Annotated in this window: 17 protein-coding genes; 3 read left to right on the top strand and 14 right to left on the bottom strand. The window is 59.6% G+C overall.

Features of this window, described 5'->3' with window-relative positions:
• Positions 1-152, bottom strand: a 152-nt coding sequence (locus tag KQ940_RS20510; protein ID WP_217416392.1) for a helix-turn-helix domain-containing protein, incomplete at its 3' end; no start/stop codon positions are given.
• A 21-nt stretch (positions 153-173) separates the two neighbouring features.
• On the opposite strand from KQ940_RS20510, the gene KQ940_RS20505 reads away from it, so the two are divergent.
• Positions 174-698, top strand: a complete 525-nt coding sequence (locus KQ940_RS20505; RefSeq protein WP_217416387.1) for a carbon-nitrogen hydrolase family protein — start codon at positions 174-176, stop codon at positions 696-698.
• 179 nt (positions 699-877) lie between these two features.
• Positions 878-1,183 carry a helix-turn-helix domain-containing transcriptional regulator gene (locus KQ940_RS20500; protein ID WP_217416385.1) on the top strand — a complete coding sequence of 102 codons (306 nt, stop codon included), beginning with the start codon at positions 878-880 and terminating at the stop codon, positions 1,181-1,183.
• A gap of 52 nt (positions 1,184-1,235) precedes the next feature.
• Here KQ940_RS20500 and KQ940_RS20495 read toward each other — a convergent pair whose 3' ends face one another.
• Genes KQ940_RS20495 through KQ940_RS20475 form a run of 5 tightly spaced genes read right to left on the bottom strand, consistent with a single transcriptional unit; the run spans position 1,236 to position 7,251 of the window.
• Positions 1,236-1,478, bottom strand: coding sequence for a formate dehydrogenase subunit delta (locus tag KQ940_RS20495; RefSeq protein ID WP_217416384.1), 243 nt, complete (start codon positions 1,476-1,478; stop codon positions 1,236-1,238).
• Positions 1,465-2,313, bottom strand: a complete 849-nt coding sequence (fdhD, locus tag KQ940_RS20490; protein ID WP_217416381.1) for a formate dehydrogenase accessory sulfurtransferase FdhD — start codon at positions 2,311-2,313, stop codon at positions 1,465-1,467. The genes KQ940_RS20495 and fdhD overlap by 14 nt, the downstream gene beginning before the upstream one ends.
• On the bottom strand, positions 2,313-5,186 hold the full coding sequence (gene fdhF, locus KQ940_RS20485) for a formate dehydrogenase subunit alpha (protein ID WP_217416373.1): 2,874 nt from the start codon (positions 5,184-5,186) through the stop codon (positions 2,313-2,315). Before fdhF ends, fdhD begins: the two co-directional genes overlap by 1 nt.
• Before the next feature lie 2 nt (positions 5,187-5,188).
• Positions 5,189-6,760 (bottom strand): formate dehydrogenase beta subunit, encoded by a 1,572-nt coding sequence (locus KQ940_RS20480; RefSeq protein WP_217416371.1) that lies wholly within the window; start codon positions 6,758-6,760, stop codon positions 5,189-5,191.
• Positions 6,760-7,251, bottom strand: a complete 492-nt coding sequence (locus KQ940_RS20475) for a formate dehydrogenase subunit gamma (RefSeq protein WP_217416390.1) — start codon at positions 7,249-7,251, stop codon at positions 6,760-6,762. The genes KQ940_RS20480 and KQ940_RS20475 overlap by 1 nt, the downstream gene beginning before the upstream one ends.
• A 208-nt stretch (positions 7,252-7,459) precedes the next feature.
• Between KQ940_RS20475 and KQ940_RS20470 the strand changes: the two genes are divergently transcribed.
• Positions 7,460-8,443 (top strand): substrate-binding domain-containing protein, encoded by a 984-nt coding sequence (locus KQ940_RS20470; RefSeq protein WP_343222701.1) that lies wholly within the window; start codon positions 7,460-7,462, stop codon positions 8,441-8,443.
• A 67-nt stretch (positions 8,444-8,510) separates the two neighbouring features.
• On the opposite strand, the gene KQ940_RS20465 is transcribed toward KQ940_RS20470, so the two are convergent.
• The 8 genes from KQ940_RS20465 to KQ940_RS20430 form a co-directional block, all read right to left on the bottom strand.
• Positions 8,511-8,768 carry a hypothetical protein gene (locus KQ940_RS20465; RefSeq protein ID WP_217416362.1) on the bottom strand — a complete coding sequence of 86 codons (258 nt, stop codon included), beginning with the start codon at positions 8,766-8,768 and terminating at the stop codon, positions 8,511-8,513.
• A gap of 27 nt (positions 8,769-8,795) precedes the next feature.
• Entirely contained in the window at positions 8,796-10,400 is a 1,605-nt protein-coding gene (locus KQ940_RS20460) for a BCCT family transporter (RefSeq protein ID WP_217416360.1), read from the bottom strand.
• A 664-nt stretch (positions 10,401-11,064) separates the two neighbouring features.
• Positions 11,065-11,859 (bottom strand): electron transfer flavoprotein subunit beta, encoded by a 795-nt coding sequence (etfB, locus tag KQ940_RS20455; RefSeq protein ID WP_217416359.1) that lies wholly within the window; start codon positions 11,857-11,859, stop codon positions 11,065-11,067.
• The gene (gene etfA / locus KQ940_RS20450; RefSeq protein WP_217416357.1) at positions 11,849-13,090 is read right to left on the bottom strand and encodes an electron transfer flavoprotein subunit alpha; all 1,242 of its coding nucleotides are present in this window, start codon (positions 13,088-13,090) and stop codon (positions 11,849-11,851) included. The genes etfB and etfA overlap by 11 nt, the downstream gene beginning before the upstream one ends.
• On the bottom strand, positions 13,090-15,066 hold the full coding sequence (locus KQ940_RS20445) for a (Fe-S)-binding protein (protein WP_217416388.1): 1,977 nt from the start codon (positions 15,064-15,066) through the stop codon (positions 13,090-13,092). The genes etfA and KQ940_RS20445 overlap by 1 nt, the downstream gene beginning before the upstream one ends.
• A 249-nt stretch (positions 15,067-15,315) precedes the next feature.
• On the bottom strand, positions 15,316-17,379 hold the full coding sequence (dgcA, locus tag KQ940_RS20440; protein WP_217416355.1) for a dimethylglycine demethylation protein DgcA: 2,064 nt from the start codon (positions 17,377-17,379) through the stop codon (positions 15,316-15,318).
• Positions 17,380-17,464: 85 nt separating this feature from the next.
• Entirely contained in the window at positions 17,465-18,004 is a 540-nt protein-coding gene (locus KQ940_RS20435; RefSeq protein WP_217416353.1) for a 4-vinyl reductase, read from the bottom strand.
• A 44-nt stretch (positions 18,005-18,048) separates the two neighbouring features.
• Complete coding sequence (locus KQ940_RS20430; protein WP_217416345.1) at positions 18,049-19,026, bottom strand: dipeptidase; 978 nt, start codon at positions 19,024-19,026, stop codon at positions 18,049-18,051.
• Between the last annotated feature and the right edge of the window lie 14 nt (positions 19,027-19,040).

Raw genomic sequence — 19,040 nt, 5'->3', positions numbered from 1 at the left:
CAGCGGAAGACGGTGCGCACACTGACTCCATACGCTTTGGCAACGGACTCGGGAGATTGGCCTTCGCCAACCGCTTTTACGGCCTGCTGGCGCATGACCTGAAGGGAGTGATGATCGATGGCGCGGCCATCTGAGCTACGTTTACATTTCATGCGCCGATTGTATCACATTTTATGACTTTACTTTCCGAAAAGTTAGTAACAGCTAAATATGGGAAAATTTGGGCCATATCAGAGAAAGATGCTAGATCACGAAAGTTTACCAAACCAATATACATTCACAACGGCGTTAATTTTGGCGTTATGGTTTGCTCTGAACTGCAAAACAGCAAAGCGAGAATACGTTTTCAGGGTGCCGTGGATGCGTTGATGGTATTGAGCTGGAATAGAGACTTGGACACATTTGCTTCGCTAATCGAATCAGCCGCACTGGATGTTCACGCCTATACTATTCTAGTCAATAATCGAAAGTACGGAGATAGTCGCGTACGCTCCCCAGCTAAGGAATCGTTCATGCGCGATATCGCTCGTTTGCGTGGAGGTGACAACGATTTTGTTGTTGCAGCCACATTGGATATTGACGCACTCAGAGCGTTCCAAAGTCGAGCAAAGCGTTGGCCTGAGGATGACGACAAATTCAAGCCAATCCCTGAAGGTTTCAGATTACAAGGTGACAGAAAGAAACTACCACCTAGATAGCAGACTGACCCGGCAGATGGATTTACTACGTATGAACAATGATATTGCAGCTGCTCGGCGACTCCAAGAAAAGACAAAGCCGTGACGTCGAGGCCGCAAAGCAGTATTGGTCTGATTACCAGCGCCGCAAGGAAGCTCTGCGGTAATTTTTAACGAGGTTAGGTAAAAGGAGTTTGGTGATGGCACTGACTCGAGAATTTCGTGAAACCGTCATGGAGATGGCGAAGGCAGACCCGGAGTATCGTCGTGCCCTGATCGACGAAGCGGTCGAGAACTTTCTCGAAGGCGACTTTGAGACCGGGAAGCACCTACTTCGCGATTACCTTAATGCGACAGAGAGCTTTCCCGAGCTTGCCGAATCCGTCCATAAGGACGTCAAGAGCCTGCGTCGCATGGTCGGTTCAAAAGGTAACCCACGAGCGGAGAATCTGTTCGAGATCATTAAGTTCTGTCGCGCTCGCGAAGGGATGAGTCAGGCTGCCTGAGACCTTTTCAACTCTTTGGGAGTGAGCCCCGATGAGTCGAGGCTCTTTGCGTTCACTGTGGCAGTGGCTTGGTTTCCGACTGCAACCTCTCCCCCGCCAACCTAGCCGCCGGATGCAGCTCCTCCCCACCCTGCTCGACACACTCAAACAGCTGACTCTTCATCCGACGTGACCAGAACTTCTTCACGTGGCTCGCGACCATATCCGCGACGTCGTTTTCATCGCCGGCGCTGATGTTGTTGAGGGCGATCTGGTTGATCATCTGGATCAGATGTTCCTGTTCAGTCTGAAACATGCTCTGTTCTCACTAATCTGGATTCTTGTTGTGCGCTTTGGCCGCCGGCATAGATCACATGCCGTCCCGGGCGGGCGAAGCCGATCAGGTTCATGCCTGCTGCGGTCGCGTGTTCCACCGCCAAGGCTGTCGGTGCGGATACGGCGACCAGGGTTGAGATACCCGCGGCGTTGCATTTGTTGACCATCTCGTAACTGGCGCGGCTGGAGATCAGCACGAAGCTTTCGTGGTTTGCCGGATACTTTTCCCTGCATGCCGCACGAGCGCCTATCAGTTTATCCAACGCGTTATGGCGGCCGACATCCTCTCGCAGCAGCAGGATATGGCCATCAAGATCGCACAGGGCGGCGCCATGCACGGCGCCGGTCACCGATTGCAGCGGCTGATTGGCCTTCAGCTGCCCAAGCGCGTTTTCGACCGCCTGGCTGTCGGGCAGCGCCACAACCCGCACCGGTTTGGGCGTACCGACCGCCTGCTGCAGGGATTCTGCGCCGCAGAGGCCGCAGCCGGTGCGTCCGGTCAGGTTGCGGCGATGCTCCTTGAGCTTGGCGAAGCACTCGGTGGCAATTTCGATCAGCAGTTCGATGCCCAGTGGGCGCTGCTCGATGTCGATGCCATAGAGCTGCTCCGGACGCTGGATGATCCCCTCGCTGAGGCTGAAGCCCAGCGCGAAATCTTCCAGTGCCGTGGGGCTGGCCATCATCACCACGTGGGAGAGGCCGTTGTAGACCAGTGCTACCGCAACCTCTTCCGCCAGTTGGTCCTGCGCTACTTGTGACGCAGAACCCTGGCGGCGCTGCACATTAAAGACCTTCCGGCCCTCATGCCCGCTCATTACCGACCTTCACCCGCGGGTGCGGCTTCACGCAGGAACTTCTGTTGACGCTGATTGTTGTCCTCGAAGCTCTTCTGCCACTCGGAGGGCTGGCTCACCTTCTCCACCTGTACCGCGGTCACCTTGTACTCGGGGCAGTTGGTGGCCCAGTCGGAGTTGTCAGTGGTGATCACGTTGGCACCACTACCCGGATGGTGGAAGGTGGTGTAGACCACGCCCGGCTGCATCCGCTCGCTGATGCGGGCACGCAGTACGGTCTGGCCGGCACGGCTGGTGATGCCGAGCCAGTCGCCGTCGTTGATGCCACGCTCCTCGGCGTCGTGCGGGTGGAGCTCCAGTATGTCTTCGTTATGCCAGACCTGGTTCTCGGTACGACGCGTCTGGGCGCCGACGTTGTACTGGCTGAGGATACGGCCGGTGGTCAGCAGCAGCGGGAAGCGACGGTTGGCGCGCTCGGTGGTCGGCACGAACTCGGTAACGGCGAAGTGCGCCTTGCCGATCGGGAAGCTCTCCACGTGCATGATCGGCATACCGACCGGGTTCTCTGCGTTGCACGGCCACTGCAGGCTGCCGTATTGATCCAGCTTGTCGTAGCTGACACCGGCGAAGCTCGGGGTCAGCATGGCGATCTCGTCCATGATCTCGGACGGATGGCTGTAGTTCATCGGGTAGCCCAGCGCATTGGACAGCTCGACGGTGACTTCCCAGTCCTCCTTGCCAGCGATCGGCGGCATCACCTTGCGCACGCGGTTGATGCGACGCTCGGCGTTGGTGAAGGTGCCGTTCTTCTCCAGGAAGGTGGAGCCCGGCAGCAGCACGTGGGCGAACTTGGCCGTCTCGTTGAGGAAGATATCCTGCACGATCAGGCAGTCCAGCGAGCGCAGCGCCTCCTCGACATGCTGGGTATTGGGGTCGGACTGGGCGATATCCTCGCCCTGCACGTACATGGCGCGGAAGTGACCGGCAATGGCGGCGTCGAACATGTTGGGGATACGCAGCCCCGGTTCGTCGTCGATCTGCACGCCCCAGGCGGCTTCGAAGCGACCACGGGCGACGGCATCGGAGACGTGCTGGTAGCCCGGTAGTTCGTGCGGGAAGGAGCCCATATCGCAGGAGCCCTGCACGTTGTTCTGACCGCGCAGCGGGTTGACGCCGACACCGTCGCGGCCGATGTTGCCGGTGGCCAGCGCCAGGTTGGCGATACCCATCACCATGGTGGAGCCCTGGCTGTGCTCGGTGACGCCCAGGCCGTAGTAGATCGCCGCGTTCGGTGCCTTGGCGTAGGCGCGGGCGGCAGCGCGAACCTGTTCGGCGGCAACGCCGGTGATCGCTTCCACCGCTTCCGGCGCGTGACGCTCGTCGGCGATGAATGCGCGCCACTTGGCGTAGGCGTCGGACTCGCAGCGCTGGGCGATGAAGTCGGTGTCTTCCAGACCTTCGCTGACGATGACATGGGCCAGCGCGTTGACCATGGCGACGTTGGTGCCCGGCCGCAGCGGCAGGTGCATCGCATCGCCCAGGTGCGGCGTATCGAGCAGGTCGATATGGCGCGGGTCGGCCACGATCAGGCTTGCACCCTCACGCAGACGGCGGCGCAGCAGCGAACCGAATACCGGGTGGGCGTCGGTCGGGTTGGCGCCGATCACCAGCACGCAGTCGGCCTTCATCACCGAGTCGAAGGTCTGGGTACCGGCGGACTCGCCCAGCGTGGTTTTCAGGCCGTAGCCGGTGGGGCTGTGGCAGACGCGGGCGCAGGTGTCGGTGTTGTTGTTGCCGAATGCGGCGCGGATCAGCTTCTGTACCAGGTAGGTCTCTTCATTGGTGCAGCGTGACGAGGTGATACCGCCGATGCTCTCCCGGCCGTACTCGCTCTGGATCTCCTTCAGGCGCCTGGCGGCGAAGCCGATCGCCTCCTCCCAGCTCACCTCTTTCCACGGCTGGTCGATGGAATCGCGGATCATCGGTGTGCGGATACGGTCCTTGTGGGTGGCGTAGCCGAAGGCGAAACGCCCCTTGACGCAGGAGTGACCGTGGTTCGCCTCGCCGCCCTTGTAGGGCACCATGCGCACCAGCTTGTCGCCCTTCATCTCCGCCTTGAACGAGCAGCCGACACCGCAGTAGGCACAGGTGGTGACCACGCTATGCTCCGGCTGTCCCATCTCGATGACGGAGTTTTCCATCAGCGTCGCGGTCGGGCAGGCCTGGACGCAGGCGCCGCAGGAGACGCACTCGGAGTCGAGGAAATCTTCGTCCTGACCGGCGGCCACCTTGGAGTCGAAGCCGCGACCGTCGATGGTCAGCGCGAAGGTGCCCTGCACTTCGGAACAGGCACGCACGCAGCGGGAGCAGACGATGCACTTGCTGGCGTCGAAGGTGAAATAGGGGTTGGAGGTATCCTTGGGCGCATCCAGATGGTTCTCGCCATCGAAGCCGTAGCGCACCTCGCGCAGACCGACGGCGCCTGCCATATCCTGCAGCTCGCAATCACCGTTGGCCGGACAGGTCAGACAGTCCAGCGGGTGGTCGGAGATATACAGCTCCATGATGTTGCGACGCAGCTTGGCCAGCTTGTCGTTCTGGGTCCACACCTTCATCCCCTGCTCCGCCGGAGTGGTGCAGGAGGCAGGCAGACCGCGACGCCCGTCGATCTGCACCGCGCAGAGACGGCAGGAACCGAACGCCTCCAGGTTATCGGTGGCGCAGAGCTTGGGGATGTTGATATCGGCCAGCGCGGCGGCACGCATCACCGAGGTGCCCTCGGGCACGCAGATCTCGACGCCGTCGATCTCCAGCGTGACCAGGTTTTCGCTCAGGGACGCGGGAGTGCCGTAGTCCCGATTGTGATCAATACGCGGATCGAAATGCTGCAACATGATCAGACCTCCTCCGCCAGCGCCGGAGCGTTGGACGCGTTTTTCACAAAGTCTTCGCCGAAATGCTTCATCGCACTCTGCACCGGGAACGGCGTCATGCCGCCCATGGCGCACAGAGAGCCATCGACCATCGTTTCGCACAGGTCGGAGAGCAGCTCCAGGTTGGCTTCCACGTTTTCACCGGCGCGAATACGGTCGATCACCTCGACACCGCGGGTGGAACCGATACGGCAGGGCGTACACTTGCCGCAGGACTCGGCGACGCAGAACTCCATCGAGAAGCGCGCCTGCTCGCCCATATCGACGGTATCGTCGAACATCACCACGCCACCATGACCCAGCACGGCGCCGACCTTGGCGAACTCTTCATAGTCCAGTGGGGTATCCCACTGGCTCTCCGGCAGATAGGCACCGAGTGGGCCACCAACCTGCACCGCACGCAACGCACGGCCGTTACGGGTACCGCCGCCGAACTCGAACATCAGCTCACGCAGACTGGGACCGAACGCCAGCTCGACCAGACCGCCCTGTTTGACGTTACCGGCCAGCTGGAACGGCAGCGTGCCGCGTGAACGACCCATACCGCAATCGGCGTAGGCCTTGGCGCCCTGATCAAGGATAAACGGCACCGCCGCCAGCGACAGCACGTTGTTGACCACGGTGGGCTTGCCGAACAGACCGACGATGGCCGGCAGCGGCGGTTTGGCGCGCACCAGACCGCGCTTGCCCTCAAGACTCTCCAGCAGCGAGGTCTCCTCGCCGCAGATATAGGCACCGGCACCGAGGCGTACTTCCAGATCGAAGTGCCGGCCGCTGCCCTGGATATTTTCGCCGAGCAGGTTGTTGGCGTAGGCGGTCTCGATCGCGGCGTTCAGGTTCTTCTGCGCGAGCGGGTATTCGGAGCGCAGGTAGATGTAACCTTGGGTCGCGCCGACGGCAAGACCGGCAATGGTCATCCCCTCGATCAGCATGAACGGGTCACACTCCATGACCAGACGGTCGGCGAAGGTGCCGGAGTCGCCCTCGTCGGCATTGCAGACGATGTACTTCTGATCGGCAGGTGCATTGAGCACGGTCTGCCACTTGATGCCGGTGGGGAACGCTGCGCCGCCACGACCACGCAGGCCGGACTCCTTCACCATATCGACGATCACCTGCGGGCTCAGCGCCAGGGCGTTTTCCAACCCCTTGTACCCGTCATGCGCCTTGTAATCCTCCAGCGACAGCGGATCGGTCACACCGGCGCGAGCAAAGGTCAGACGCTCCTGACGCTTCAGGTAGGGGATCTCTTCGACCAGGCCCAACGCCAGCGGATGCTCGACGGCGCCCTTCCAAAACTCGGCGGCGAACAGCGAGTCCAGGTCGGACTCCTTCACCGGACCGAAACCATAACGCCCTTCCGCTGTATCCACCTCGATCAGCGGCTCCAGCCAGTAAAGGGCACGGGTACCGTTGCGGCGGATCTCCAGATCAACGCCCTGCTCTTTCGCCAGCTGTTCAACGGTGCGGGCAATACGGTCGGCGCCCAGCGACTTGGCCGTGGTGTCGGACGGTACATGAATACGATAGGTCATCACCGCACCTCCACTCGTTCGGTTTTCAGACTTTCGACCAGCTCGTCAAACGCCTGGGCGTCAACACGGGCGTGGATATCGTCACCGACGCGAACCGACGGACCGCAGGCGCAGTTGCCCAGGCAGTAGACCGGCTCCAGCGTTACGGTGCGATCAGCGGTGGTCTGGTGGTAGTCAACGCCCAGCGCCGCCTTGGCGTGTGCTTCAAGCGCCCGTGCGCCCTGCGCCTGGCAGGCTTCGGCACGGCAGATCTCCACCACGTGACGGCCCGGCTGATGGGTGCGGAAGTGGTGGTAAAAGCTGATCACCCCGTGGACCTCTGCCCGCGTCAACTTCAGCGCGGACGCGATCAACGCAACGGCCTCTTCGGGGATGTAGGAAAAGCGGTCTTGGATGGCGTGCAGGATCGGCAGTAGCGCACCTGGCTTTGACTTGAGCTGATCGATGATGGCTTGCGCGGCTGTTGGCTCCCAGGCTGCGCTTCCCGGCATAGTCATTGTTATACCTCCTACCGCCAATATATGAACCCAATTTCATATTTAAGCGGAAGTATTGCTCTTATAGTGGCGGTTAAATTACCATTCAGACACGCAAATCAAAATATGAAACAAAATGCCTATTCATAAGATTACAATTGTGCCTACCTGGTCTTTCCGAGATGAACAGGGTCGCACACTGGATCCCCAACTATTTACCTTATTGCGACACATAGAGCGTGACGGCAAGCTCACCAGCGCCGCCTCGAAAGCCGGGATCTCCTACCGCCACGCCTGGAACCAGCTCAACAAATGGGCGGAGTTTTTCGGCCTGCCACTGGCGGAGCTGGAAAAAGGGCGTGGAGCCCGCCTCACACAACTGGGCGAGAAGCTGCTCTGGGCCGAGAAGCGCGTGATCGCCAGGCTCGAACCCCAGCTCGACAACATCACCTCTGAGCTGAATATCGAGCTTTCCCGACTATTAGAGGGTAGTCGTCCGAGCCTGCGCCTGCATGCCAGCCATGGCTATGCGGTGGAGCTGCTGCCCCGCTTTACCGAAGGGTTCGATCTCGATCTGCAATACAAACAGGGACAGGATGCGTTGGCCGCCATGGCTCGCGACCAATGCGATATCGCCGGCTTTCATCTACCGGTAAGCGCCATCAGCGCCGAAATGCTGGGGTGGATCGAGAAACTGCTGAAACCCAGGGCGCACCGCATTATCCGCTTTATCACCCGCCAACAGGGACTGATGGTAAAACCGGGCAACCCCCTGGCTATCCAGGGACTAACTGATCTGTGCCGCGATGATGTGCGCTTTATCAATCGAGAGACCGGCTCCGGTACACGCTCGCTATTGGAGGAGCTCATGCGCCGTAGCGGACTCGACAGCGCCAGTTGCCTCGACAGCACCGGAACGGAGTTCACTCACTCCGCAGTCGCGGCCCATGTTGCAGCGGGGATGGCCGACACAGGGTTCGGCGTACAGGCCGCCGCTAGTCAATTCGGACTAGACTTTATCCCCCTGGCTCAAGAGCGTTACCTGCTGGCCTGCCACCAGCGTGCGCTGGAGATGCCTGCAATGCAGACACTGCTGGAAACGTTTCGCGGAGAAAGATTCAGACAAGCGGTCGATGCTCTACCCGGTTATGACAGCACCCATTGCGGTGAGCTGATCACACTGGATGAGCTACTCCTCGACTCATGAAGCAAGGTGTCAGACGAATCCCGACAACCTTGAGTAGTTATCTCTCATTTCAAGTGATTATCACTTGTTATCGTTTATGAGCAATGCAGTCGCGGCCATGGGCGATAAGCGCAACGACACAAGGCAACATCACCCCCTCGTACTTCGCTTCCAGTTCAGTGGCCAGCCGCTCAAATGCGGCCAGCCCTTCACCGGATGCGTTGCTGAGCCACTCTTCAAGTTCAGTTCTTACGAGAGCCTCATCAGCCCCGACCGGCAATGCCAGCCCCAGCTCACGCAGATATCCCGCAAAATCTTCAAGATCAAATAGCTCAGCAATCATCATCGTCCGATCCCCCAGTTATGGCTTAAATCAGCGGTGCAAGTGTACTTCTGACTTCAGACCAAGATAGATACTAAAGCACATCAGTACCAGCACAACTGTGAACGGAAGACCTGTAGTAATGGCACCCGCTTGCAGCGCAGTCAGCGCCTCGGAGCCACCACCAACCAGCAGCGTGCCGGCAATGATGCCCACCAGAGTAGCCCAGAACATACGTTGCGGCATTGGCGCATCGGTCTTGCCACCAGCAGTGATGCTATCGATGACCAGAGAGCCGGAATCAGCAGAGGTGATGAAGAACACCAGCACCAGCACGATACCCACTACGGAGAGCAGAGTGGTTGCCGGCAGATTTTCAAACATCTGGAACATCGCCTGGGACACATCGCCGATACCGTTAGCCAGCTGGCCGACGCCGTTAGTGGCCTGTTCCATTGCAGTACCACCCATTACCGCCATCCACACCACGGTGACCAGTGTCGGCACCAGCAGTACAGCAGTGATGAACTCGCGCACGGTACGACCACGTGAGATACGGGCGATGAACATACCCACGAACGGTGACCAGGAGATCCACCATGCCCAGTAGAACACGGTCCAGCCGTGGAACCAGGTGCCGTCTTCACGCCCGATCCAGTTGGACAGCGGGATGATGTTTTCAGCGTAGGAGCCGAGGATGGTACCTGCGGTCTTGAAGATCGCCAGGGTCGGACCCACCACGATAATCAGCGCAATAAGACCCGCTGCGATCAGCATGTTGATATTGGAGAGCAGCTTTACACCACCGTCCAGACCACGTGCCACGGAGAACAGCGCGATGCAGGTAACCACGACGATCACTGCCACCTGAGTGGAGATATCGTTGGCGATGCCGAACAGGTAGTTAAGACCGCCAGCTGCCTGCTGTGCACCCAGACCAAGGGAGGTAGCGAGACCGAAGATAGTCGCCAGTACCGCCAGGATGTCGACCACATGGCCCAGCACGCCCCAGGTGTGACGACCCAGAATCGGGTAGAAGGCGGAGCGCAGGGTCAGCGGCAGTCCCTTGTTGTAGGAGAAGAAGGCCAGTGCCAGGGCAACAACACCGTAGATCGCCCAGGGATGCAGACCCCAGTGGAACATGGTAGCGCCCAGGGCCATGTCGGCACCTTCCGGTGTACGTGCCGCCGCATTCAGCGGTGTACCGTACCAGTCGGTGTAGTACGCCACAGGCTCGGCAACACTCCAGAACATCAGACCGATACCCATGCCGGCAGCAAACAGCATCGAGAACCAGGAGACGGTGGAGAACTCGGCCTTGGCATTAACGCCACCAAGACGAACACGACCGACCGGCAACACGATCAGTGCCAGGCAGAAGATAACGAATATGTTACCGGCCACCATGAACAGCCAATCGAAGTTCTCGATCGACCAGCCGCGGGCTCCGGTCAGTGCTTCCTTGGCACCAGCCGGAAACAGCAGCGTTGCTATGATAAACAGAAGGATCAGTCCGGCGCTGATGCCGAACACGGGGTTATGCACATCCAGGCCGAGTATGTTGACGTTATCCTGGCCGACTTGGTAGTCGGTATCATACTCATCGGTGATCACCGCGGCCTCTGCCACGGATGGATCGGATTTTACACCTTTCATATAAAGCTCTCCTTTGAACTGTCTGCTCTAACAGCACAGGCCTCTGATGAGGAATCTGGTTTTGTTATTGTGTCCTGGCGTGAACGGATGCTGGGGGACCAGCCCATAGCGGAAGCGAGAGGAACTCCCAGCCTTTTAAAAGGCTTTCCGAGCGCAGCCAAGCGTGCCAGTCCATACTACGAATGCGGGGATATTCTGTTGTCCTGCTTGCGACAGCTCCGGCAGGAAAAGGGGCAGGATTGCGACATGGCGGGAATGACTTATCTAATCGCGACACCTCAAAATAGCGCTCCTGGCTATACGAACAATCCGTCGCCGCTTGCCAATCGCCCCGACTCCTGGCAATCAAGACGACGAGATCGACACAAACCGGGTCAGCACTCAGGCCATGGGTCCAGGGCAAAAAAAAGCCCCCATAAAGGGGGCTCAAGGATTAGAACCGTGAATGCTCCGGGGTGCGCCGGAGACTTGAAGAACAACCGGGGCCGGAAGGAGGTCCGGCGCCGGTCTTAACACAGGGGATATATTCCGCAGGTAGCATACAGAGGTGAGGCTGTCTGGCTTCGTTTGGAATATGTGTCCATTGTGTACTGAGCAAACATCAGTCACCTGCTCATGATCGCCCCGCACAGTTCCAGGAACGACACGGGGTAAAAAGGCTTTTTTAACGCAGAACGCCCTCTTCCAGAAGCAGGTCGAACACCGCCTGAGCCATCTCGCTTGCAGGTTTGTCACGCAGCACCTTGCCACCATCACCGGATGATTTTGCCGTCGCCGCCTTGAAGCGATCGGCGGCGGTTTTAGCCTTAACCACCTTGAGCCGTTTCGGACGCTTGCGCGCCGGCGCCTCGCTCCAGGCAGCCTTGACCTCATCCATAACCGCCATACCGATATCCTGGCTTTCAAGATCGGCGCGGCTGGCGGGGCCAAAGGCGCTCTGACGCGGCGCCGCTGCGGCCATATCGACGCTAGCAACAAACGGCAAGGGTACGCGTAGAGCACGACGCTGACCGCGCGGCAGCGCCTGCAGCAGGTTGGCTTCACCATGATCGATGCTGACGATCTCGGCGATGCGCGTCACCACCGGCAGACCCAGCGCCTCGCCGAGCAGGTAGGGCGTCATGCCGGAGGACTCGCCGCTCTCGGCGCGAACGCCGGTCAGGATGATGTCCGGTTTCTGTTGTTTCAGGTACTGACTCAACGCGGGAACCGCGTCAGCATTCGTCCCCTGTTGCAGGACACGCAACCTCTTCAACCCCATACCGGCATAGGCACGCAGGGAATCGGCCTGCGGGTCACCGGCATGCAGCACCTCCAAGCCCTCAGGCGCCAGGGTCATGGCCATCTCGACAGCACGAGCATCCTGTTCGGCGCGGCGTGCGCGACCGGAGCCTGGATGCTTACCGACGGATACCAGCGCGGTAATGCGCAGACTTGCGTTCTGTTTATCAGGCTGCATTCTCGACTACCTCCTGACGATGTGCCTTGGCCAGACGGATCAACTCCGCCAGCACTTCGCTACTGTCACCAATCACACTCAGCGCGGCGCGCTTAACCATGTCACAGCCGACATCGGTGTTGATGGCGATCACCTTGTCACACTGCCCGATACCCTGCATGTGCTGGATCGCACCGGAGATACCGACCGCGACGTAAACCCGCGCCGTGACCCAAGTACCGGTCGCACCCACCTGACGGAAACGTGGCATGTTGCCATCGTCCACCGCCACACGGCTGGCACCCTCGGTCGCACCAAGCGCTTCGGCGGCCTGATGGAACTGAGCCCAGTCGCTCACACCGTTACCGGCAGAGAGGATGAATTCGGCTTCCGCCAGCGGGATCGCATTCGGATCCACCGCCACCTGGCCGCAGTCGCGAATCGACGCATGGCCCGCCACAGTACCGACCAGCTCCACCGGCAGTACTTCGTGACGTGTCTCGTCGATCTGGTCGGCGCACTCCTCGGCCAACAGCAACAAGCGCGGGGTCTGGCGCGTGATATCGCTGGTACCACCGGCGCCGCGGCAGATAGTCTGTTCGGCACCAACCTGCCAGGCTTGAGTCGCCGGGCGCTCGCCGATACGGGCCGCCAAGCGGCATCCCAGCTCGAAGCCCGCCGCGACGCTATCCGGCAGCAGCCAGTAGCGCGGTGCGTACTCTTTTTCAACCTGGGCCAGAGCGGCAACACGCAACTCCGGCGAATAACCTTCGTACTCGTCGCCCTGCAGATGCAGCAAGCGGTCCACGCCGGCCTTGTCGAACGCCTCTTCGCGGTGCTCACCGAAGACGATGGTCAGCACGGCGCCGTTACCACCGATCTCGCCGATCAGCTTGTGCGCCTGGCCAATTACATCCTTGTCGTGGCCGTTGAGACGGCCACCGACCATATCGGGCACCACGGCGATATAGTAATCCGGGTTCTCGACGCGGTGCAGCGGCAGCTCCACCTCTTTCGCCGCGCCGGCGGCGCGACGCCCGCCGACCGTAGCCGGACCACTGGCATTCATGCGATCGATACGCTTGATGCCATTCGGGCCAATAAAGCCTACCGCATGGGGGTTACGCCGAATCAGGCCGGAGGGTCCACGTGTTTCGGCCGGGCTCGCCTGCATCGTCTGGTGCAGAGGGTGCAGCCGGTTGCGCGCGATCCACTCAGCCCTCGGATCGCGACGGATAATATCCTCACTCATCAGGAGACCTCCTCAGCCAGCGGCTTTTTTGCCACTTTACTCTGCTCACGCGACTTGGCAGGCGCAGGTGAAACCTCCTCCACCAATGCCTCGGCGACCAGCTCGGCAATATCCTTGACCTCGGCTCGCGGCTCTACGACACCTTCCAGCATCGCAGTACACTGCTGACAGCCCACGGCAACCAGCTCGGCGCCAACTGCACGAACCTCTTCCATACGCATATCGGCAATACGACGCTCACCCGGAATATCGGTGATCGGTGCACCACCGCCGCCGCCACAGCAACGGGAACGGAAACCGGAGCGCTCCATTTCGGCCAGCTCGATACCCAGCTCTTTGAGCAGCTCGCGCGGTGAGTCGTACTCGCCGTTGTAGCGACCCAGGTAGCAGGGGTCGTGATAGGTCACGGTGCCGCCCTTGAACTCGCTCAGGTTGAGCAGTTCCGCCTTGACCAGCTCATTGATGAAGGTGGTGTGATGCAGCACCTCGTAAGCGGGTTTCTGGCCGGCCGGATAGAGATCCGGGTATTCGTTCTTCAAGCAGTGGAAGGCGTGCGGATCGGTGGTCACGATGCGGTTGAACTTGTACTGGCTCAGTGCGGCGATATTACGCTTGGCCAGGCTCTGGAAGGTCGCATCGTCGCCCAGACGACGGGCCACGTCGCCGGAATCGCGCTCCTCATCACCGAGTACGGCAAAGTCCACCTTGGCAGCCTTCAGCACTTTCACGAATGCGCGCAGGATACGCTGACTACGCATATCGAAAGCACCGTCGGAAACCCAGAACAGCACATCGACCTCTTTCACATCCTTCATGACGCGCAGGTTCTGGTCCGCCGCCCAGTTCATCCGGCTACCCGGATTGAAACCACTGGGGTTGTCGGTGGCGATCAGGTTTTCCAGGACTTCAGCACCCTTGTTCGGCGTGTTGCCCTTCTCCAGGGTCAGGAACCGACGCATATCGACAATCGCGTCCACGTGCTCGATCATCATCGGGCACTCCTCGACACAGGCGCGGCAGGTGGTGCAGGACCAGAGCGTATCGGGGCTGACCAGACCTTCGGTGATCGACTTGTTCGGGCCACCGACGGCAAAGCCCACATCTCTGCCCGGATAAGGGCTACCGGCAAACTTGGCGTCAGAACCGCCGGCCAGACCCACAACCATATCCTGGATCAGTTTCTTCGGGTTCAGCGGCTGACCGGCCGCAAATGCCGGGCACATCGCCTCACACTTGCCGCACTGTACGCAGGCATCGAACCCAAGCAGCTGATTCCATTTGAAATCGGTAGGCTTCTCAACACCCAGCTTTGCAGCGTTCAGGTCAACCGGCTTGAGGCCGGTTGAACGACCGCCACCAAAGCGCTCCGGACGACGGTGAAACGCCAGGTGCAGCGCGCCGGCAAAGGCGTGCTTCATCGGCCCGCCCCAGGCCATGCCGAACACCAGCTCACCCAGACCCCAGACGATACCGGCCGCCAGCAGCACTGCCAGCACCCAGCCACCGAACGCCTCAGGCAGAATGCCGGCGGCAGGCAGTGTGGCGATAAAGAAGCTGACGGCGAACATCAGCAGGCTCTTGGGCAGGCGCATCCACGGCCCTTTCGACAGGCGTGAAGGCGGATTGCGGCGACGCTTCCAGACGAAGAAGCTGCCGACGAACATCAGCACCAGCGCGCCCAAAAGCGCGTAGCTGAGCCAACGGTTTTCAATACCGAACAGGTGCACGGCCAGGATCAGCACCATCGACAGCACGAAGCCGCCTGCGGTCGCCACGTGGGTCTTGGACATGTACTTGTCACGTTCCACTACATGGTGCAGATCCACCAGGTAACGGCGCGGCATCGCCATCAAGCCCGAGAAGAAGTTGACCTTCTCCGGCTGACCGGCGCGCCACAGGCTGATCCGCTTGAGCATGCCGGCCACGGCCAACAGCAGCGCTGCGGAGATCAGAATGGGGAGTAACCAATCGAGGATCATGATGAGCCCTCACTGAATCTCAATAAATCCGGCACAACCCGGAATAACACGGCGTAATATCGAACCGCCGGACTATCAGGGGTGCCGACTGGGTGATCTGGGCCGGCTCTCGCCGGCAGGGATGCCGGCGTGAAGCCCACATGGATGTGTTCACGGCGTGCCGGAACAGGTCACCCAGTCGGTACCCCACCGTGCGGCCCGTGACCACCTGCTTGTCACCTAACCGCCGAAGCTGCTGCCCGACGATTACAGATCCTTACACAGACGCAGTGCGTCATAGATCGCGGCGTGGGTGTTGCGCTGTGACACGCAGTCACCCAGACGCCACAGGATCATGCCATCGCCCCGCTCGCTAAGGATCGGCTGCGGCTTGATATCGAACAGCGCTTCGTTGTCGATCTGACCCTTGTTGCGTGACTCGGCCTTCAGCTCGTAGTACAGCGCTTCGTTCGGACGGATGCCGTTTTCGACCACGATCTGGTCGACAACGCGCTCTTCCCTCTGACCGGTGTACTCGTTCTCCAGTACTGCTACCAGCTTGTCACCTTCACGATAGACCTTCTCCAGCATGAGGTCAGAGGTCATGATCACCTCCTTCTCGTACAGGCTGCGGTAGTAGGTCGGGAAGGTAGTACCGCCGATGCCGACACCCGGCTTGATATCGTCGGTAACCAGCTCAACCATGGAGCCCTTGGAGGAGAGGTAGTCGGCCGCGGACATACCGGAGAACTCACAGATGGTGTCGTAGATCAGCACGTTTTTGCCCGGCTCGACAACGCCATTGATCACATCCCAGCTGGACACAACCAGACCTTCGGCAGCGCCCCAGTGCGGGTTCTGCTCCAGGAACGGCGTACCGCCGGTGGCCAGAACGCAGACATCAGGCTTCAGGTCGCGAATCATGTCGGCATTGGCCGCAGTGCCCAGACGGATATCCACGCCCAGACGCTCAAGCTCCATGGCCATCCAGCGGGTGATACCGGCCATCTGGTCACGCTGAGGCGCTTTCGCCGCGATGGTGATCTGACCGCCCAACTCCTCGGCTTTCTCGATCAGGGTCACGTTGTGACCGCGCTCGGCTGCCACACGGGCCGCTTCCATACCGCCGGGGCCACCGCCGACAACGACAACCTTGCGGATCGGGCCTGTGGTTTTTTCGATGATGTGCGGCAGACCCATGTACTCACGGGAGGTGGCCGCATTCTGGATGCAGAGTACGTCCAGACCCATGTACTGACGGTCGATACAGTAGTTGGCACCGACGCACTGACGGATCTGGTCGACCTGGTTCATCTTGATCTTGGCGATGAAGTGCGGGTCAGCAATGTGCGCACGGGTCATACCGACGAAGTCGACGTAACCGGCTTCCAGGATACGCTTGGCCTGGTTCGGGTCCTTGATGTTCTGCGCGTGGATAACCGGTACGGATACCACCTCTTTGATGCCTGCCGCCAGGTGCAGGAACGGCTCCGGCGGGTAGCTCATGTTCGGGATAACGTTCGCCAGGGTGTTGTGAGTATCGCAGCCAGAGCCAACAACACCGAAGTAGTCGATCAGACCGGTGGCGTCGTAGTACGCCGCGATCTGCTTCATGTCGTCATGGTTCAGACCGTCCGGATGGAACTCGTCGCCCGTGATACGCATACCGACGACGAAGTCAGGACCCACCGCTGCACGCACCGCCTTGGCCACTTCCAGGCCGAAACGCATGCGGTTTTCGAAGGTGCCGCCCCACTGGTCGGTACGCTTGTTTACACGAGGAGACCAGAACTGGTCGATCATGTGCTGATGCACAGCTGACAGCTCGACGCCGTCCAGGCCACCCTCTTTCGCACGTACGGCCGCTTTCGCGAAATCGCCGATGACGCGCCAGATCTCCTCCTCTTCGATGGTCTTGCAGGTCGCGCGATGTACCGGCTCACGAATGCCTGACGGCGACATCAGGTTCGGCCAGTTCTCGCCATCCCAGCGGGAGCGACGGCCCATATGGGTAATCTGGATCATGATCTTGCCGCCATGCTTGTGCACGGCATCGGCCAGATTCTGGAAGTGGGGGATGATGCGGTCGGTGGACAGGTTCACCGAGCTCCACCAGCTCTGCGGGCTGTCGATGGAGACCACGCTGGAACCGCCGCAGATACAAAGGCCGCAGCCGCCCTTGGCTTTCTCTTCGTAATACTTGACGTAACGATCGGTGGTCATACCGCCGTCGGTGGCATACACCTCGGCATGAGCGGTACTGACGATACGGTTACGAATGGTCAGCTTGTTGATGTTCAACGGCTGAAACAGGACATCGAACTGCGACATGGTTCACCCCAACTTTTCTAAGGGCCTGCGCCGCCTCTGGGCAACGCAGGTATTTTGCTCTTGTTTTGCGCTGATCAGCTCAGCACTATTGTTCCGCTACGGGCGTCACTTCGAAGATGCCGTAGTCACAGCCTTCTTCAGCGGCGCTCTGGGTCTGCTCGGCAACGGTACGTACCGGATAGCCCAGACTCTCAGCGATCTGATCCATGGCGCCCGCAAACCAGCCGGTGAACATGTAGTCGACCTTGCGATTCACCTTGCCGTACTGGTAAACGAACGCGGAGTTCTCCAGACGCACGCGGGCGGTACCCTTTTCCAGATCCAGCGCTTCGGTGATGAAGAAGCCCCAACCGCGCTGAGACAGACGCTTCATGTAGTGGTGCCACACATCGGCGCCGGAGATACCGTGCGCTTCAGCTTCCTTTTCACACCAGTAGTAGGCGGACTTGTAGCCGGCCTTGTACAGGATCTCGGCATAACGCTCCGCACCGATCTCTTCCTCGATACCCATATGGTTGTTGACGAAGAAGTGACGCGGCACATACAGCATCGGCAGTGCGTCGGTGGTCCATACGCCGGTTTCGTCATCTACGAGGATCGGCATTTCAGGTGCATGAGTACCCATTGTTCCAAACTCCAAATCGAATTCTGTTCTTAAAATAAAAGGGGTTACTCGCCCCAGACTTCGCCCAAAATGCGAACCCAGTTCTCACCCATGATCTTGCGCACCTGAGTTTCGGTAAATCCGTCTTTCAGGAGCGCTTCGGTCAGGTTCGGGAACTCGCCCAGGGTACGGATACCTTTCGGGTTGATAATCTTGCCGAAGTTGGTCAGGCGACGTGCATAGCCCTTGTCATGGGTCAGCCACTCGAAGAACTGCTGATCCTGACCCTGGGTAAAGTCGGTACCGATGCCGATCTGATCTTCACCCACCAGGTTGAATACATAGCGGATCGCTTCAACGTAATCTTCGATGGTGGAATCGATGCCGTTTTTCAGGAAGGGCGCGAACATGGTTACACCAACGAAGCCGCCGTGATCGGCGATAAACTTGAGTTCTTCATCGGATTTGTTGCGCGGATGCTCTTTCAGACCGGACGGCAGGCAGTGGGAGTAGCACACCGGCTTCCTGGACTCGAGAATCACCTCTTCGGAGGTTTTGGAACCGACGTGCGACAGGTCGCACATAACGCCAACGCGGTTCATCTCCCACATGATTTCACGACCGAAATCAGACAAACCGCCATCGCGCTCGTAGCAGCCGGTACCCACCAGGTTCTGGGTGTTGTAGCACATCTGCACGATACCCACGCCCAGGTCTTTAAAGATCTTCACGTAGCTGATCTGATCTTCGTAAGCATAGGTGTTCTGAAAACTCATCAGAACGCCGGTTTTACCCTCGGCTTTCGCACGACGAATATCTGCAGTCGTGCGCACCTTGAGCAGCATCTCGGGGTTTTCATCGATAATTTTGTTTACGGCGGCGATATTATTCACCGTGCCCTGAAAGTTTTCCCAAAACGCCATAGTGCAGCTTGCGGTAGTCACACCGCCCTTCTGCATATCCTGGAACAACTCAAGGTTCATTTTCCCGCAAACTAGACCATCGATGATGATGGAGTCTTTGTGCAACTCGGCTGCGTTCATCTCTTCACCTATCT

Origin of the sequence: Marinobacterium ramblicola (genome assembly GCF_019084545.1) — a bacterium.
In the GTDB taxonomy this organism is placed as follows: domain Bacteria; phylum Pseudomonadota; class Gammaproteobacteria; order Pseudomonadales; family Balneatricaceae; genus Marinobacterium_D; species Marinobacterium_D ramblicola.
This window is presented reverse-complemented; position numbering and strand designations above follow the sequence as displayed.

What these genes read in the sequence shown, in the direction of transcription:
- etfA (WP_217416357.1), bottom strand. Translation starts at nt 13,090, where the DNA reads ATGAGTGAGGATATTATCCGTCGCGATCCGAGGGCTGAGTGGATCGCG.
- KQ940_RS20505 (WP_217416387.1), top strand. Translation starts at nt 174, where the DNA reads ATGACTTTACTTTCCGAAAAGTTAGTAACAGCTAAATATGGGAAAATT.
- etfB (WP_217416359.1), bottom strand. Translation starts at nt 11,859, where the DNA reads ATGCAGCCTGATAAACAGAACGCAAGTCTGCGCATTACCGCGCTGGTA.
- KQ940_RS20435 (WP_217416353.1), bottom strand. Translation starts at nt 18,004, where the DNA reads ATGGGTACTCATGCACCTGAAATGCCGATCCTCGTAGATGACGAAACC.
- fdhD (WP_217416381.1), bottom strand. Translation starts at nt 2,313, where the DNA reads ATGAGCGGGCATGAGGGCCGGAAGGTCTTTAATGTGCAGCGCCGCCAG.
- KQ940_RS20430 (WP_217416345.1), bottom strand. Translation starts at nt 19,026, where the DNA reads ATGAACGCAGCCGAGTTGCACAAAGACTCCATCATCATCGATGGTCTA.
- KQ940_RS20500 (WP_217416385.1), top strand. Translation starts at nt 878, where the DNA reads ATGGCACTGACTCGAGAATTTCGTGAAACCGTCATGGAGATGGCGAAG.
- KQ940_RS20480 (WP_217416371.1), bottom strand. Translation starts at nt 6,760, where the DNA reads ATGACCTATCGTATTCATGTACCGTCCGACACCACGGCCAAGTCGCTG.
- fdhF (WP_217416373.1), bottom strand. Translation starts at nt 5,186, where the DNA reads ATGTTGCAGCATTTCGATCCGCGTATTGATCACAATCGGGACTACGGC.
- dgcA (WP_217416355.1), bottom strand. Translation starts at nt 17,379, where the DNA reads ATGTCGCAGTTCGATGTCCTGTTTCAGCCGTTGAACATCAACAAGCTG.
- KQ940_RS20495 (WP_217416384.1), bottom strand. Translation starts at nt 1,478, where the DNA reads ATGTTTCAGACTGAACAGGAACATCTGATCCAGATGATCAACCAGATC.
- KQ940_RS20465 (WP_217416362.1), bottom strand. Translation starts at nt 8,768, where the DNA reads ATGATGATTGCTGAGCTATTTGATCTTGAAGATTTTGCGGGATATCTG.
- KQ940_RS20475 (WP_217416390.1), bottom strand. Translation starts at nt 7,251, where the DNA reads ATGCCGGGAAGCGCAGCCTGGGAGCCAACAGCCGCGCAAGCCATCATC.
- KQ940_RS20460 (WP_217416360.1), bottom strand. Translation starts at nt 10,400, where the DNA reads ATGAAAGGTGTAAAATCCGATCCATCCGTGGCAGAGGCCGCGGTGATC.